General features: G+C 66.2%; 9 protein-coding genes, 1 tRNA gene and 4 pseudogenes. 5 read left to right on the forward strand and 9 right to left on the reverse strand.

What is annotated here, in order from left to right; all coding sequences use genetic code 11:
• Positions 1-54: 54 nt before the first annotated feature.
• Positions 55-963, reverse strand: coding sequence for a LysR substrate-binding domain-containing protein (locus ACPEE0_RS00130; RefSeq protein ID WP_009358231.1), 909 nt, complete (start codon positions 961-963; stop codon positions 55-57).
• A gap of 153 nt (positions 964-1,116) precedes the next feature.
• On the opposite strand from ACPEE0_RS00130, the pseudogene ACPEE0_RS00135 reads away from it, so the two are divergent.
• A pseudogene (locus tag ACPEE0_RS00135) lies at positions 1,117-2,581 on the forward strand (amino acid permease).
• A gap of 254 nt (positions 2,582-2,835) precedes the next feature.
• Positions 2,836-6,365, forward strand: a pseudogene (locus tag ACPEE0_RS00140) (bifunctional proline dehydrogenase/L-glutamate gamma-semialdehyde dehydrogenase).
• Positions 6,366-6,492: 127 nt separating this feature from the next.
• Here the strand turns inward: ACPEE0_RS00140 and ACPEE0_RS00145 are convergent.
• Positions 6,493-6,807, reverse strand: a complete 315-nt coding sequence (locus ACPEE0_RS00145; RefSeq protein WP_009358229.1) for a hypothetical protein — start codon at positions 6,805-6,807, stop codon at positions 6,493-6,495.
• A gap of 179 nt (positions 6,808-6,986) precedes the next feature.
• Positions 6,987-7,840: pseudogene (locus tag ACPEE0_RS00150) on the reverse strand (LysR substrate-binding domain-containing protein).
• A 132-nt stretch (positions 7,841-7,972) separates the two neighbouring features.
• Between ACPEE0_RS00150 and ACPEE0_RS00155 the strand changes: the two are divergent.
• Positions 7,973-9,367 (forward strand): MFS transporter, encoded by a 1,395-nt coding sequence (locus ACPEE0_RS00155; RefSeq protein WP_354175766.1) that lies wholly within the window; start codon positions 7,973-7,975, stop codon positions 9,365-9,367.
• Positions 9,368-9,435: 68 nt separating this feature from the next.
• On the opposite strand, the gene ACPEE0_RS00160 is transcribed toward ACPEE0_RS00155, so the two are convergent.
• Entirely contained in the window at positions 9,436-9,579 is a 144-nt protein-coding gene (locus tag ACPEE0_RS00160) for a hypothetical protein (RefSeq protein WP_009358227.1), read from the reverse strand.
• A gap of 98 nt (positions 9,580-9,677) precedes the next feature.
• Positions 9,678-9,751, reverse strand: a tRNA-Gly gene (locus tag ACPEE0_RS00165).
• Positions 9,752-9,991: 240 nt separating this feature from the next.
• Between ACPEE0_RS00165 and ACPEE0_RS00170 the strand changes: the two genes are divergently transcribed.
• The gene (locus ACPEE0_RS00170; protein ID WP_009358226.1) at positions 9,992-10,453 is read left to right on the forward strand and encodes an SRPBCC family protein; all 462 of its coding nucleotides are present in this window, start codon (positions 9,992-9,994) and stop codon (positions 10,451-10,453) included.
• A 43-nt stretch (positions 10,454-10,496) separates the two neighbouring features.
• On the opposite strand, the gene ACPEE0_RS00175 is transcribed toward ACPEE0_RS00170, so the two are convergent.
• Positions 10,497-12,218, reverse strand: coding sequence for a CAP domain-containing protein (locus ACPEE0_RS00175; protein WP_152419574.1), 1,722 nt, complete (start codon positions 12,216-12,218; stop codon positions 10,497-10,499).
• A gap of 133 nt (positions 12,219-12,351) precedes the next feature.
• On the opposite strand from ACPEE0_RS00175, the gene dcd reads away from it, so the two are divergent.
• Entirely contained in the window at positions 12,352-12,927 is a 576-nt protein-coding gene (gene dcd / locus ACPEE0_RS00180; protein WP_009358224.1) for a dCTP deaminase, read from the forward strand.
• A gap of 44 nt (positions 12,928-12,971) precedes the next feature.
• Here dcd and ACPEE0_RS00185 read toward each other — a convergent pair whose 3' ends face one another.
• The 3 genes and pseudogenes from ACPEE0_RS00185 to ACPEE0_RS00195 all read right to left on the reverse strand — a co-directional run bounded on the left by ACPEE0_RS00185 (position 12,972) and on the right by ACPEE0_RS00195 (position 16,118).
• Positions 12,972-14,156, reverse strand: coding sequence for a cation:proton antiporter (locus tag ACPEE0_RS00185; RefSeq protein ID WP_009358223.1), 1,185 nt, complete (start codon positions 14,154-14,156; stop codon positions 12,972-12,974).
• Between the two features lie 5 nt (positions 14,157-14,161).
• Entirely contained in the window at positions 14,162-14,644 is a 483-nt protein-coding gene (locus ACPEE0_RS00190; RefSeq protein WP_009358222.1) for a cation:proton antiporter regulatory subunit, read from the reverse strand.
• 69 nt (positions 14,645-14,713) lie between these two features.
• A pseudogene (locus ACPEE0_RS00195) lies at positions 14,714-16,118 on the reverse strand (MFS transporter).
• Between the last annotated feature and the right edge of the window lie 105 nt (positions 16,119-16,223).

Genomic DNA, 16,223 nt, shown 5'->3' on the forward strand with positions numbered 1-16,223 from the left:
ACGGGACCAGTCTAGCGCCGGGCCTGGTCGGGCGCAGTGACGCAGGGAACACTGTCAGGCCTGCCGTGCCACAGCCTCCGCGGCGGCCGCGAGGGTTTCCCGTGCGGCGAGGATCGCGGGACGCTTGGCGCTGGAACGGCGCACCGAGGTGAACACCGTGCGGTGCGGCTTGCCGGGCAGCTCCAGCAGCTTGGCGGTGGTGCCCCGGCCTGTCCACACCAGGTCCGGCATCAGGGCCACGGCGTTGCCGGACTCGATAAGCCGGATCTGCGCCTGCAGGTCTGCGGTTTCAAAGCGCACGTCCGGTTCAAAGCCTGCGCTGCGGCAGGCCTGTTCCGCCCAGTGGCGCGACGCTGCCCCCCGCGGCTCCATGACCCAGGCGAGTTCCGCGGTGTCCTCGATCCCGCGGATGGCGGGGACGCCGTCGGACTCCGGCGGTACGGCAAGCCGGATGGCGTCCGTGGTCAGTTTGATGCGGTCCAGTTCCGGGTAGCGCGGCGCGGCGTGTCCCGGGTACTGCTCGGCGATGACAAGGTCGAAGTCCCGCGCCCAGGTCTCATGGAGTGCGGTTTCCGGCTCGCGCTGGATCATCTCGATCCGGACCTCGGGGTAGGCTGCGGACATCCGGGTGAGCGTGTCCGGCATGAGCGCCAGTGCCGCAGACTGGAACACGGCGATCCGGACCGTTCCTGTGACCGTGGTGAGGGAGGCAGCCAGGTCCGCCTCCGCCTGCTCCATGGTCTGCAGCAGCTGGGCCGTGTGCGCCACCAGCACCTCCGCCTGCGGCGTCAGCTGCACCCGCCGGCCTGTCTTGCGGAGCAGTTCGACGCCCACTTCCTTTTCCAGCAGGGCCAGCTGCTGGGACACCGACGACGGGCTGTACTGGAGTGCGTCCGCCACCTCCGCCAGCGTCCCGCGGATGCTCAATTCGCGGAGCAGCCGGAGCCTGCGGACGTCGAGCATGAGGGAATCCTTACCGAAACTAACGAATATAGGTTAGAAGTAGTCACTTTATCTAATGCAAGGAGGCTTGCATACTGTTGGGACCGAGTTACCCCCGTCACAGCCATTTCGTGGCGTGCCGCGGCGGGGTCGCACCCCAAGCAGGAGTTCCTGATGAGCACTAGAGATATGAGCCAGTCAGTCATGCGGCGCAAGCCGATTGACGACATTGAGGAAGAAAACAAGCACAGTGGCCTGTTCAAGTCACTCGGACTGTGGCAGCTCACCGCGATTGGCGTAGGTGGCATTATCGGCGTCGGCATCTTTTCCCTCGCGGGACTGGTGGCGGCAGGAAGCGAAGGCACGCCCGGAGTGGGGCCCGCGGTGCTGTTCTCGTTCCTGATTGCCGGCCTGGCCTCGGCGGCCGCGGCGCTGTCCTACGCCGAATTCGCGGGCATGATCCCGCGCGCAGGCTCCGCCTATACCTACGGCTACGTGGCGCTGGGTGAGATTATCGGCTGGTTCATCGGTTGGGACCTGCTGCTGGAATACATTGCCATTGTGGCCGTGGTGGCCATCGGCATCTCCGGTTACTTTGACGCCTTCCTCTCCGGCATCGGCATCAACATGCCCGTCTGGATGACGTCGACGGCGGACGAGGGCAAGGGCGGCATCGTCAACATCCCGGCCATCCTGCGTCTGCCTCCTGGTCACCTGGATCCTCTCCCGCGGCACTAAGGCCTTCGGGCGGTTCGAGCTCGTCGCCGTGGCCATCAAGGTGATCCTGATCCTCTTCATCATCGGCCTGGGCGTTTTCTATATCGACACCAACAACTACAACCCGTTCATGCCCAGCGGTTTCGGCCCGGTCCTGGCCGGCGCGGCCACGGTCTTCTTCGCCGTCTTCGGCTATGACGCCATGAGCACCGCGGCCGAGGAGGCCACCGACGGCAAAAAGCACATGCCCAAGGCCATCATCCTGTCCCTTATCATCGCCATGCTGCTCTATGTGGCCGCCACCCTGGTCCTGACCGGCATGCAGAACTACAAGGACATTGACCCCAAGGCCGGATTCGCCTCGGCTTTCACCGGGGTTGGCCTGCCCGTCATCGCCACCATCATTTCGGTGTTCGCGGTGCTGTCCATCCTGACCGTGATGCTGACCTTCCTCCTGGGCGTCACCCGCGTGTGGTTCGCCATGAGCCGCGACGGCCTGCTGCCCGGCTGGTTCGCCAAGACGGACAGGCACGGCACGCCGCAGCGCGTTACCTGGATCGCCGGCGTCGCCTCGGCCTTCCTGGCTGGCGTGTTCCCGATCAAGGAGGTCGCGGACCTCACCAACATCGGCATCCTGGCCGCGTTCGTCGTCGTCTGCCTTTCGGTGATCATCTTCCGTTACAAGCGTCCGGATGCGCCGCGGACCTTCCGCCTGCCGTTCATGCCGGTAATTCCCGCCTTCGGCGTGCTGGCGTCCGCGTTCCTGATGTTCCAGCTGCACTGGGAAACCTGGCTGCGGTTCGGCGTCTGGCTGGTCATCGGCCTGGCCATCTACTTCTTCTACGGCCGCCGGCACTCCCTCATGAACCCGGACAGCCCGCGGCACGAGGAGCTCGTGGAGATGCACCGCCCGCTCCGCTGACCTGCCCCGGGGGACGCTCCCTCTCTCACTTACTGCCGCTCAAACACGGACGCTCTATCACCTTCATGCGGAGGGTGATAGGGCGTTTCCGTTTTTCCCGCATTAAGTGCGGGAGGGTGGAGTTCGGCGGGGGTTTAATGCTTCATCTTTTCTAACCTGTATTGGTTGGAAAACATCGCTTTATCTTATGTGAACGCAGGCCCATACTGGTGGATAAGACCACTCCAAACCCCCAGGAAAGAACGGGAAAAGCCATGACCCACGTAGCAATGGAGCCGGCAGTTGCCGCACGTATTGCGCCGCAGACCGTCGACGTCGATGTCCCGCAGGCCAAGGCCCTGGCAGACGACGCAGTGGCCCTGGTCCGCCGCTGGCTGACCGAGGCCGCAAAGGTTCCGGTGGACGCTTCCGCCGAGCAGCTTGCCGGAGTTCTCAAGGACCCGAATGGCCTGGAGTTCACGGTGGGCTTCGTGGACGGTGTGGTCCGCCCCGAGGACCTGAACGTCGCCGCCCGCAACCTGGCCAAGCTTGCCCCCAAGGTTCCGGCTTTCCTGCCCTGGTACATGCGCAGCGCCGTCGCGCTGGGCGGCACCATGGCCCCGGTAATGCCGCAGGTTGTCATCCCCATCGCCCGCAAGGTCCTCCGCGAGATGGTGGGCCACCTGATCGTGGATGCCACGGACGCCAAGCTGGGCCCGGCCATCGCCAAGATCAGGAAGGACGGCATCAAGCTCAACGTCAACCTCCTTGGCGAGGCAGTCCTCGGCGAACACGAGGCATCGCGCCGGCTCGAAGGCACCCACACCCTGCTGGCCCGCCCGGACGTGGACTACGTGTCCATCAAGGTTTCCTCCACCGTTGCCCCGCACTCCGCCTGGGCCTTCGACGAAGCCGTGGAGCACGTCGTCGACAAGCTCACCCCGCTGTTCCAGCTCGCCAACTCCTTCGCCGCCCCCGGAAGCAGCACCGGCGGGAAAGCCAAGTTCATCAACCTGGACATGGAGGAGTACAAGGACCTGGACATGACCATCGCGGTCTTCACCCGGATCCTGGACAAACCCGAGTTCAAGAACCTCGAGGCCGGCATCGTGCTCCAGGCCTACCTCCCGGACGCACTCTCCGCGATGATCCGGCTCCAGGACTGGGCAGCCGAACGCCGTGCCAACGGCGGCGCTGCCATCAAGGTGCGCGTGGTCAAGGGCGCCAACCTGCCCATGGAGCAGGTGGAAGCCTCCCTGCATGACTGGCCGCTGGCCACCTGGGGCACCAAGCAGGACTCCGACACCAGCTACAAGAGCGTCATCAACTACGCGCTGCACCCGGAGCGGATCAAGAACATCCGGATCGGCGTGGCCGGTCACAACCTGTTCGACATCGCCTTCGCCTGGCTGCTGGCCAAGCAGCGCGGCATCGCGGATACCGCACAGCGGAGTATCGAATTCGAAATGCTCCTGGGCATGGCCCAGGGCCAGGCGGAGGCCGTCAAGAAGGACGTCGGCTCGCTGCTGCTCTACACGCCCGTGGTGCACCCGTCCGAGTTCGACGTCGCCATCGCCTACCTGATCCGCCGCCTCGAAGAGGGCGCCAGCCAGGACAACTTTATGTCCGCAGTGTTCGAACTGAGCGAAAACGAGGCCCTGTTCGAACGCGAAAAGCAGCGCTTCCTGTCCTCCCTGGAAGCCCTGGACAACAGCGTGCCGCCGGCCAACCGCCAGCAGAACCGCAGCCTTCCGCCCGTTCCCATGCCGCACACCGGCTTCCGCAACACCCCGGACACCGACCCGTCCCTGCCCGCGAACCGCGACTGGGGCCGGGCCATCCTGGACCGCATCCCGTCCTCCACCCTCGGCCACGCCTCCGTGGCCGCCGCATCCATCAAGGACGAGGCCACCCTCAACACGGTGATCGCCACCGCCGTCGAAAAGGGCAAGGCCTGGGCGGGCTCTCCGGTGACGAGCGCGCCGAAATCCTGCACCGCGCCGGCGACGTCCTTGAGGCCCGCCGCGCTGACCTGCTCGAGGTCATGGCCAGCGAAACCGGCAAGACCATCGACCAGGGTGACCCCGAGGTCAGCGAGGCAGTGGACTTCGCCCACTACTACGCCGAGTCCGCACGCAAGCTGGACAAGGTCGACGGCGCCACGTTCGTCCCTGCCAAGCTCACCGTGGTGACCCCGCCGTGGAACTTCCCGGTCGCCATCCCGGCCGGCTCCACCCTGGCGGCACTCGCCGCCGGCTCCGCCGTCGTCATCAAACCGGCCAAGCAGGCCGCCCGCAGTGGCGCCGTGATGGTCGAAGCCCTCTGGGAAGCCGGCGTGCCCCGTGACGTCCTGACCATGGTGCAGCTGGGCGAGCGTGAGCTCGGCAAGCAGCTCATCTCCCACCCGGCCGTTGACCGCGTCATCCTCACCGGCGGCTACGAGACCGCCGAGCTGTTCCGCTCCTTCCGCAAGGACCTGCCGCTGCTGGCCGAGACGAGCGGCAAGAACGCCATCATCGTCACCCCCAGCGCGGACCTGGACCTGGCAGCCAAGGACGTGGCCTACTCCGCGTTCGGCCACGCCGGCCAGAAGTGCTCCGCCGCATCCCTGGTCATCCTGGTGGGCTCGGTGGCCAAGTCCAAGCGCTTCCACAACCAGCTGATCGACGCCGTCACCTCACTCAAGGTGGGCTACCCGCAGGATCCCACCAGCCAGATGGGCCCCATCATCGAGCCTGCCAACGGCAAGCTCCTGAACGCCCTGACCACCCTCGGCGAAGGCGAGAACTGGGCGGTGGAGCCAAAGAAGCTGGACGGGACCGGAAAGCTGTGGAGCCCGGGTGTGCGCTACGGCGTCAAGCGCGGTTCCTACTTCCACCTGACCGAGTTCTTCGGCCCGGTGCTGGGCGTGATGACAGCGGACACCCTGGAGGAGGCCATCGCCATCCAGAACCAGATCGAGTACGGCCTCACCGCCGGGCTGCACTCCCTCAACTCGGAGGAACTCAGCATCTGGCTGGACTCCATCCAGGCCGGCAACCTCTACGTCAACCGTGGCATCACCGGTGCCATCGTGCAGCGCCAGCCGTTTGGCGGCTGGAAGAAGTCCGCAGTGGGTGCCGGCACCAAGGCAGGCGGCCCCAACTACCTGGCCGGCCTGGGCGACTGGGCTGCAGCACGCAGCACGGCGACTGCCTCCGTTACCCACCCGGGTGTCCGCCGCATCATCAACGCCGCCGGCGCCGCCCTGGAGCCGGCCGGGCTTGAATCCGTCCAGCGTGCCCTGGCGTCCGACGCCGAGGCCTGGGCAGAGGAGTTCGGCACCGCCAAGGACGTGTCCGGCCTGGGCGCGGAACGCAATATCTTCCGCTACCGCAGCCTGCCCGTCACCGTCCGCCTGTCCGAAGGGGCGGCGCTCGCGGACCTGGTCCGGACCGTGGCAGCCGGCGTCCTGGCCGGATCGGAGCTCACGGTGTCCACCGCCGTCGAACTTCCCGCCCAGCTGCGCCCGGTGCTTACCGCGCTCGACATCGACGTGACTGTAGAGTCCGACGCCGGCTGGCTGGCTTCCGCGGGACGCCTTGCCTCCGCCGGCAAGCTTTCCGGAGCGCGCATCCGGCTGATCGGCGGGGACGCGTCCGCGCTCGCCGAGGCAACCGGCGGTCGCCCCGACCTGGCGGTGTACGCCCACCCGGTCACGGAGGCGGGCCGCGTGGAACTGCTGCCGTTCCTGCACGAGCAGGCCGTCAGCATCACGGCACACCGCTTCGGCACCCCGAACCACCTCTCGGATGCGCTGATCTGACCAGGCGCAGGCAACTCTAACCAGGCGCAGGCAAACACAAGGCCGGGCGGCCACCTTCCCGGGTGGCCGCCCGGCCTTGTTTGCTGTCAGTGTCCGCGCTGGCTGCGCGGCAGGAGACCTTCGGGCGTCAGCCCAGGTACCACCCGGGCGGCGTCCACGTCACGGGAACGCTGTGTGCTGAGAAGTCCTCGCAGCGGGTGCAGGTGTAGGCCACTTCCCCAAGGGTGGCTACTGCACCGTCGCGCCGGTAGGTGGGCGGTATATAGGACTCAAGGTAGATGAATTCGTCGGTACGGCACTTGTCGCAGGTTGGCTTGCCCACGTAGCCGGAATCCGTGGTTGCTACTCCCGCGCCGAGGATTGATTGGCGGGTTGCGGGCCGCGCAGGAGTGTGCGGGTGTGCATGGGCCGCACTGAAATGGGTGTTCTTGGCTGTCTTCATTGGCTGCCTGTCCCGGGCGGAAAGCTCTGTTGTTCAGGGCACGCCCGTGTAAGAGAACCGGCCAGCTGCTTGACCCTGGGAGACCAGCATAGATTAGGTAACGTTCTGACATCAATGGATAGATTTCACGGGGTGGCGTATTGCTCCGGTTGCCGTTTGGCCCCGCGGGAGTACCGTTCCTAGGCCTGGCGGTTGATAGTCCTGCCCACGATGGACTGCGTGAGCGCATCGATGACTTCCGAGTTGGCCAGCGGATTGCGGATCAGGGTGAAGTCCACGTCCCCACGGCGGGCAGGTCGAAGCGCCGCGTGATGATCTTCAGGTCTTCCGGGACCAGCGACGTCGGCATGACTGCCACGCCGATTCCGGCCCGGACGGCAGCCAGGACTCCACTGATCTGGCGGGTGGTGCATGTGATGCGCCAGGTCCTGCCGTGTGCTTCGAGGGCATCAATGGCCAGTTTCCTGCTCAGGCTGGGCGAGGGATAGGCGATCAGCGGGACCGGGTTGCCCGGTTCCAGGCTGGTCTGCTCCAAGCCCACCCAGGAGAACGAATCGTGCTGCACCACCGTGCCGTCCTTGGCGCCGGCCACCCACTTCACGAACACCAGGTCCAGCTGGCCTGCGTTGAGCTTTCGGTACAGCTGGTCGCTTTGGCCCACCGTCAGCTCCAGGTTGATCTGCGGGTAGATCTGCCGGAACTCGCGGAGGATCCGGGGCAGGCCGGTAATGGCAAGATCGTCCGCCGTGCCGAACCGGAGGCGGCCGCGCATCGCCGAACCGGAAAAATCGCGCGCCGCGGCGTCATGGGCGGACAGGATGTTGCGGGCGAACCCTGCCATCGCATCCCCGTTGTCTGTCAGCCGGACGTCACGGGTGTCCCTTGCGATCAGCACGCGCTTGGCTGCCGCCTCCAGCTTCCGGATGTGCTGGCTGATGGTGGGCTGCGCGAGGCCCAGGCGCTCGGCGGCCTTGGTGAAGCTGAGCGTTTCGGCCACTGCCAGGAAGGAGCGCAGCTGGGCGGGTTCAAACACGGCGGACTCCATCAGTCTTGACTGGCATTACGTACTGCAATGGGAGTTATAGGCACGATACGCCTCCATAATCTTCCTGCCCAGCCTAGCGTTAAGGACATCCCAGCCCGCCCGCAATTTGAGGACACCACTGTGGCACCCCCACCGCCGTCGTCGGCAACCGTCACCCAGCCCGTCATCGATTCTGCAGGTTCTGCATCTGCCCCTCCCATGGAGGACATCCACACCCAGCCGCTCCCGGTTGTGGCCGAACACCTCCCTTGGCGGCACACCTTCATCTCCCTGAAAGTGCCCAACTTCCGGATTTTCGCTATGGGGCATTTCGTGGCCGTCATCGCGCTGTGGATGCAGCGCATCGCGCAGGACTGGCTGGTGCTGCAGCTTTCAGGCTCCGTAACGGCCGTGGGAATCACCGTTGCCCTGCAGTTCCTGCCGTCCCTCCTCTTCGGGCCGTGGGGCGGGATGGTGGCTGACCGGTTCGCCAAGCGCCGGATCCTCATTCTGTGCCAGAGCCTGGCAGCGGTCCTGGCCGCGACGCTGGCTGTCCTCGCACTCACCGGAACCATCGAGGTATGGCATGTCTACGTGATCGCCCTGGTGCTGGGCCTGGTCACCGTCCTGGACCAGCCGGCCCGGCAGGTGTTCGTGCACGAACTGGTAGGTCCGAAGTACCTGCGGAATGCCATCAGCGTGAATTCCACAACTTTCCAGCTGGGCGGCCTGATCGGCCCGGCTTTGGCCGGCCTGCTCCTGACCGCCGTCGGTGCGGGCTGGGCTTTCGCTGCCAACGCCGCCGCCTGCTGCTCCACGGTGGCGATGCTTCTGGTCCTCCGCAAGGACAAGCTGTTTGTCAGCGCCCCTGCGCCCAAGAGCAAGGGGATGTTGCGGGCAGGCCTTCGTTACGCACTGGGCAAGCCCACCATCTTCTGGCCTTGGCTGATGGCTGGCTTCATTGCAGTGTTCGCCATGAGCCTGCCCGTGCTGCTTGCAGCGTTCGCCGACAACGTCTTCGCGGTGGGTGCAGGTGGCTACGGGCTGCTCAACGCCCTGGTGGCTCTCGGCGCCTTGGCCGGGGCAGTGGCGTCCACCCGCCGCCGGCGCTTGCGGCTGCGGTCCGTGGTGTTCTGCGCCGGCATGTACGGGGCGATGCTCTGCCTGGCCTCGCTGGCACCATCCATGGCCTGGTTCGGCGCCGCGATAGTCCTGTCAGGATTCTGGTGCCTGATGTTCCTCACCGGCTCCAACCAGCTGGTCCAGGTCAGTTCGAACATGGGGATCCGGGGGCGGGTGATGAGTCTCTACATCATGGTGCTTATCGGCGGCCAGGCTTTGGGCGGGCCGATGCTGGGCTGGATCGCCGAACACGCGGATCCGCACGCCGCACTCCTGGTCTCGGGCGGGGCCCCTGCGCTCGCGGCGCTGACAGTGTCAGTCCTGCTGGCCCGGAAAGCAGCGCTCACGCTCCGGGTGGACCTGAAGGACCGGCGCCGGCCGCTGCAGATCGTGGACCGGACAGCGGCAGCCTGAAGCAAACGCCAGCATTCTTTGGTAGCTGCTCCAGGCCGTCGGTCGGCTTCCAGCCGGCGGTTTCCCGGCTACTTCTTCTTGGCAGCGCTCTTGCCGGAGGGGATATCCAGGGAACTGGCCGGCGCGGAAGCGGCCCTCTTGTCTGCGCGTTTTTCCTTGATGGATTTGCCGGACTTTTTTGATGCCGTTTGACGCGGGGACTTATCAGCCATGATTGCTCCTGTAGCGGAACCGAAAGGTTCCTGACTACAGACCCTACACCCCGGCACCTAATACGGTCCGTGCGCGGCCACGGCAATACAGGGGAAACTGGAGCGGCTGACGGGAATCGAACCCGCGTATCAAGCTTGGGAAGCTAGCGCTCTACCATTGAGCTACAGCCGCACTGCCGCCGCTCGCGCGGGGCAGAACTTAGCTTAGCGCAGATGTAGCTTCAATCCGCCCAACCCTGAGCGCTGTTGGCCGTGTCCCGTGGGCCCCGGCGTCATCCAGTAACTCTTCAATAACGTCGCAGGCCCTGGCTAGGTGCGGGTCCGGAGCGCTGGTTAACCTGAACCGGAAGGCTGCGGCGTCAGGGGGAGGCGGCCAGCGCGGCAGGCCGACGGCAACCACGGGAAGATTTACATGGCATTCGCAGAACACGAGGTCCTCATCCGGCGTGACGCCATGGCTGTGTACCTCTACCTGCTGGACGCCACCAATCTTCCGCTCTGGCGCGAGGGCGTCCGCAGCGTGAAGCTGCTGCAGGGCCCGGCTGAGGCCAAGGGCGCCGTCTACCGGCAGATGGTCGCGGGCCGGTCCGGGCTGAGCATCCCGGCTGACCTAGAAATCACCCAGGCCCGTCCGGGCGCAGAAATCGAGTTCCGGGTCCTGTCCGGCCCCGCAAACCGCAGCGGCGGCTACTACCTCAGCACGGAAGAGGCGGGAACCCGGGTCCGGTTCGCGGTTGAAGCGCAGGCCGAGGGCCGGTTCGCGTTCCTTGACCGGCTGGGCCTGCTGAACAAGATGGTCCAGCGAAGCGTCCGGGCAGAAGTGGCCCAGCTGGAGCGGCTCAAGGACGTCTTGGAGCTCCAGCCCGCCGTCTAGGTCCCGGCTGGTCGCGTCTGCCGGGTCCGCCTACCGGGCCCGCTTACTGGGCCAGCCGCTGGCCGGTCCACGGCCCTGCGATGTTCGACGCCGAGGCAAGGCTTCCACCGGTCAGGTCCCAGTACTGGACAACGTCACCCGCACGGCGGAGGGCCACGCCGGTTGAGTTCAGCCCGGTGACGTCCCGCAGGGCCTTCACGCCCGTGGCATCCTGCCAGCCGGTGGCAACGGTGGGCCGGGCTTCGGCGCGCAGCGCCGTGGTTCCCCAGCCGCGGTACAGCACAACCGCTCCGTCGGTGCGGATGGCCAGCAGGTCCTGGAAGCCGTCGGCATCGTAGTCCACCATGGCCAGCCTGCCGCCTGGCAGCCCGCTGGCGACCAGGGTCCGTGCGGCGAGGTCACCGGTTCCCTTGTTGGGATACAGGTAGAGGTTGCCGGCGGCATCCCGGGCAAGGATTTGGGGCATCCGGTTATTGGCACACCAGCCGCCCACGGCCAAGGTCAGGGTGTCCCACCCTCCGGCGCCGAGGGTGACCGGTGCCTGGAACCCGCCTGCGGCAATGCCGCGGTGCAGAGTCAGGTTGCCGTTGGTCCATTGGGTGAGCAGGTCATAGGCCCCGTCGCGGTCCCAGTCCGTAACGAAGACTTCCTTGACGCCGTAGAAGCCCGAACCGATCAACCTTATAGACCCGTAGGAGCGTGCGCCGAGCGAGGTGCGGGCAAGGAGTTGGCCCGTGGCATCTACAGTGACCAGGTCTCCGGGGCCCGTGATGGCTGCGGCGGACAGGTCCAGCGTGGGCGGCATGTGCCGCACCGTGGCATCGCACATGGTGGGAGCGGGAGGCGGCAGGGCGGCTCCGCCGCCGCTGCTGGCGCCGCCGGGCGAATTGACGGTGCCCGCCGGAAGCGTGGTGTAGCCGAAGAAGTTCACCACGCCCCAGATCTTGTAGGTGCGGTCGGTGTAGGAGATGCCGGCGCCCATCACGTTGAACCTGGGGTCGAGCAGCATGGCGTTGTGGCCGGGCGAGCCCTTCCACCACTCCACCAGCAATGCCGCATCCCGGTCGGTGCGGATGGCGATCACTTCGCCGGCGCCATTGTTGGGGTTCAGGGCGCGGGGATCAGTCCAGAAGTTGGCACGGTGCTCGATGACCTCGCGTGAGGCAATGTTGTCCGACCACTCCTGCGCCAATCCCGCCACTGTGGGGTGGTACTTCACGGGCGCCAGGCCTTTGGACACCCGGTATTCATTGATCCGGTTGAAAACCGTGAGGATTGCGGCCGAGTTGTCATCCCGCACCAGGGCTTCGGGACTCGGTACGGCAAGCATGGATTCGGGGGCGGGCAGCGCCGGTGCGGACTTTCCCAGTTCCTCATCCGGCGCCCACAGCGGCGGGATCCACGGAACTTCCGGAGCGGCATCAGCCGTGCCGGCGGCAGTGGCCTCGGACGTCACGGGCTCGGGGGCCGGGGCCGTCCCCGAGGTTGTGGGGGCGGGCGCCTCCGGGGCGGGAGATGCTGTGGCCGGCGACGCCGGACGGATCTCCGGTTCCACGGCAGGGGTGAGCGGTGATCCTGCTGACGGGTCCCCTGCACCGCCCGCGCCGCCGCCGCGCAATGCGGGCTCCAGCAGGACACTCCGCGGACCGGCGGCGACTGCCGGGTCGCTGGCCGGCAGCGTAGCAGGGTGGGTGCCCGCTGACGAGGAGGCCAGCGCCAGGGCGCAGAGCACGCCAATGAAAGAGGGCGCTACCAATCTATTCACAACATCCCCAGCTCTGTTGGGCCATCCGGGAGACCATCCGGCGCCTGAGTATCTGAGGCAACATTAGCCCCATGAGGCCACAGCAACAACGGAAAAATATTGGTGTGGATAAGCCATACGGTAATTTGGGACGGTGCTGATCTCTGACCGCGATATTCGTGCCGAAATTGATTCCCAGCGGATCGTCCTGGAACCCTACGATCCCGCGATGGTGCAGCCGTCGTCCGTGGATGTGCGGATCGACAAGTTCTTCCGGTTGTTCGACAACCATAAGTACGCGCACATCGACCCCGCGCAGGAGCAGCCTGAGTTGACGCGGCTGGTGGAAGTCGAAGAGGACGAAGCCTTCATCCTGCACCCGGGGGAGTTTGTCCTGGGCTCCACCTACGAAACCGTCACGCTGCCGGACGATATCGCTGCCCGGCTGGAGGGCAAGTCCTCGCTGGGCCGGCTGGGCCTGCTGACGCACTCCACCGCCGGATTCATCGACCCCGGCTTCTCAGGGCACGTCACCCTTGAGCTGTCCAACATGGCCACGTTACCCATCAAACTGTGGCCGGGCATGAAGATCGGCCAGTTGTGCTTCTTCCGGCTGACATCGTCCGCGGAGTACCCCTACGGCCAGGGCGAGTACGGAAACCGCTACCAGGGCCAGCGCGGGCCCACCGCAAGCCGCAGCCACCTGAACTTCCACCGCACCAGCATCTAGCCGGCTCCGGATCCGGCAGCCACCTCATTCCGCAGGCACCGCGCTTACGCCTTCGCCGGAACTCCCTGCCTGCCGCCGCCGGCTGCGCCGACCAGAGGTTCGACGTAGCGCGCCGCCAGCGGGCCCAGCACGGCCATGATCAGCACGTAGGCCGTTGCCAGGGCTGCAAGTTCATTTGGTACCGCTCCCGACGCCACTGCCAGGCCGGCGATCACGATCGAGAACTCGCCGCGGGCGATCAGCGCTGCTCCGGCACGGAAGCGGCCGCGCCGGGCAATGCCAGCACGCTTCGCGGCCCAGACGCCCGTGACCATCTTGGTGGCGGCGGTGATGACGGCCAGCACCAGGGCCCATCCCAGTACCGGAGGGATGGACGAAGGATCGGTGTTGAGCCCGAACGCCACAAAGAAGATTGCCGCGAACAGGTCCCGCAGCGGTTCAAGGATGCGGGTGGCGTTGTGGGCTGTGGCGCCGGAAATGGCGATGCCGAGCAGGAACGCCCCCACCGCGGCGGATACCTGCATGGCTGAAGCGAGTCCGGCCACGAGCAGCGCGGCACCAAGGACGTTCAGGAGGAACACTTCCGAGTTCTCGCTGTGGACGGCCCTGGACACGTGATGCCCGTGCCGCAGCGCAACCATCAGGACCACACTCACGACTGCAAGCGCGATGCCCACGCTGGTGAGCCCGCCGAGGAAACTGACCCCGGCCAGGATGGTGGTCAAGACAGGCAGGTAGACGGCCATGGCCAGGTCTTCGAACACCAGGATGGACAGCACCACGGGCGTTTCCCGGTTTCCCAGCCGGCCGAGGTCGGTGATGACCTTGGCCGCAATTCCCGATGAGGAGATGTACGTGACGCCGCCCAGCACCATGGCCCCCACACCGCCCCAGCCCAGCAGGTAGGCCAGCGCGGCACCGGGCAGGAAGTTCAGTACCAAGTCGAGCACACCGCCCTGCCAGGACCGGCGCAGGCCCGTGAAGAGCTCGGTTGCCGTATATTCCAGCCCGAGCATAAGCAGCAGCAGGATTACCCCGATTTCGCTGCTGATGTGGGCGAATTCGTGCATCCCCTCAAGCTTGACGATGCCGCCTGCGCCGAAAGCGAGCCCGCCCAGGAGGTAGAGCGGGATGGGTGACATTGCGATCCGTCCGGCCAGCCTGGCCAACAGGCCGAGGCAGAACACAACGGCCCCCAGTTCAATGAGGGTCAGGGCCAGCGGGTCCATAGGACTCAGCCGTGGCGCAGGATATCGGCTGCCGCGTCGAGACCTTCCTGCGTTCCGACTGCCACCAGCAGGTCCCCGGTGTGGAGGACGGCGTCGGGGCCCGGCGAGGGGAGCACCTCACCTTCACGCATGATGGCCACGATGGACACGCCGCACCGGGTGCGGATGCATGCCTTACCCATGGGCTGGTTCTGGAACGGGGAGTCGGGAGCGATCGAGAACTGCCGGGTGACAATTCCGGGGTAGTCCTTGTGCTCTTCGGTCAGCTTCATGGCCAGGTGCTGCCCGCCCAGGAGGTTGCCCAGGGTGGCTGCTTCGTCGCTGGTCAGCGGAATGGACGCCTGGCAGGTATCGGGATCATCCCAGGTGGAGATGATGAGTTCCGTCTGACCCTCGCGCAGCTCCACCACGCCGATTCGGCGGCCGGAGGCTGTCATGAAATCCTTCCGCAGGCCAAGGCCCGGAAGGTTGGTCTCATCCACGTTCATGCTTCAAGCCTAGTCTTCCGGGGGCGCCCGTGGGGTGCGGTCGAGTGAGCCCGGAAGTCCTGCCCGGATTCAGGCCGCCGGAACAACCGCGATCGGCGCCTCGTCCGGCGCTTTCACCGGGAGCAGGACCAGCAGGCCGGCCAGGAGGACCACCATGATGCCCAGGATCCCCCAGCGCTGGGCCTCGCCGGCAGGAACCAGCGGCGTGGCAACGGCAATGCAGAGGGTGAACAAGGCTGGAGCAAGGAAGCTGACGGCACGGCCGGTGGTGGCATACAGGCCGAAAAGTTCACCCGACTCGCCGTGTGGTGCCAGCCGCGCCAGGTACGCGCGCGACGAGGACTGGGCGGGACCCACGAACAGGCAGAGGAAAAGGCCGAACACCCAGAACGTGGTGCTGCCTGCCCAGGCCATGCCAAAGAAGACGTACTCGCCGTTGCCAAGGACCAGGATCACGGTGCCCGCGGCCAGCAGGCCGAGCAGGGAACCGATGATGACGGCCTTCGGTCCCACCCGGTCATCCAGGAATCCGCCGATCACGGCCCCCACCGCCGCCACCACATTCCCGAAAATGGCGAAGAAGATGACCTGGGAGAGCTCGAAGCCGAAGGTTCCGGCCGCGATGATCCCGCCAAACGTGAAGACCGCGGCAAGCCCGTCACGGAATACGGCGCTTGCCAGCAGGAAGTAGATGGTGTGCGGGCTGGTGGCATAGATCGCCTTGATCCGCCGCACCAGCAGACCGTAGCTGGCCAGGAAGCCCAGTTGCCTGCCCTTGCCTGTGCGGGGCAGTTCGGGGACGGCGAACAGCACGGGCAGGGCGAATACGAAGAACCACAAGGCGGAGAAAACGGCCACCAGGCGAATGTTCAGGCTGTCCTCCGTGGACGCGCCGAACCACTCGAAACTGGGCTGGACGAACAACTGCAGGACGGCCAGCAGGGCCACGATTCCGCCCAGGTATCCCGCACCCCAGCCAAAACCGCTGACCCTGCCGATGTTCCGGGGCGTGGATATCTGGGCGAGCATGGCGTTGTAGTTGACGCCGGCGAACTCGAAGAAGATGTTTCCCAGCGCGATCAGGGACACGCCCAGGAGCAGGAATTCGGGCCGCGGAAACACGAAGAAGCACAAGGCGGTCAGGACGGCGACGGCCGCGGTGTTCACACCCAACCAGAGCTTCCGCCGGCCGCCCGCATCGGAACGCTGCCCGGTCACGGGGGCCAGCAGGGCGATGGCCAAGCCCGCCACGGTAAGGGCAGCGCCGAGCACGGCGGACGCCTGATCTTCCCCGCCAAAGGCGCTGGAGGTCAGGTAGACGGTGAAGACGAAGGTTGTCATCACGGCGTTGAAGGCCGCGGAGCCCCAGTCCCAGGAAGCCCAGGGCCAGGATTCTGCCCTTATTGGAGGCGTGCTGGCCTGATTCAAGGTCCGAGGCCGGCTGCATGGCCCCCGGAGCGCTGGCGCTGTTCATACGATGCATCGTATCCGCCGAGGGCGAACACGGCGCGGACCCTGCCCCGGAATGCCGGGGGAGGCGGCGGTCATGTTACCCGATGCGGGGCGGAGGCAAAAGAGA

It is taken from the genome of Arthrobacter sp. SD76 (genome assembly GCF_049726125.1).
Lineage (GTDB): Bacteria > Actinomycetota > Actinomycetes > Actinomycetales > Micrococcaceae > Arthrobacter > Arthrobacter nitrophenolicus.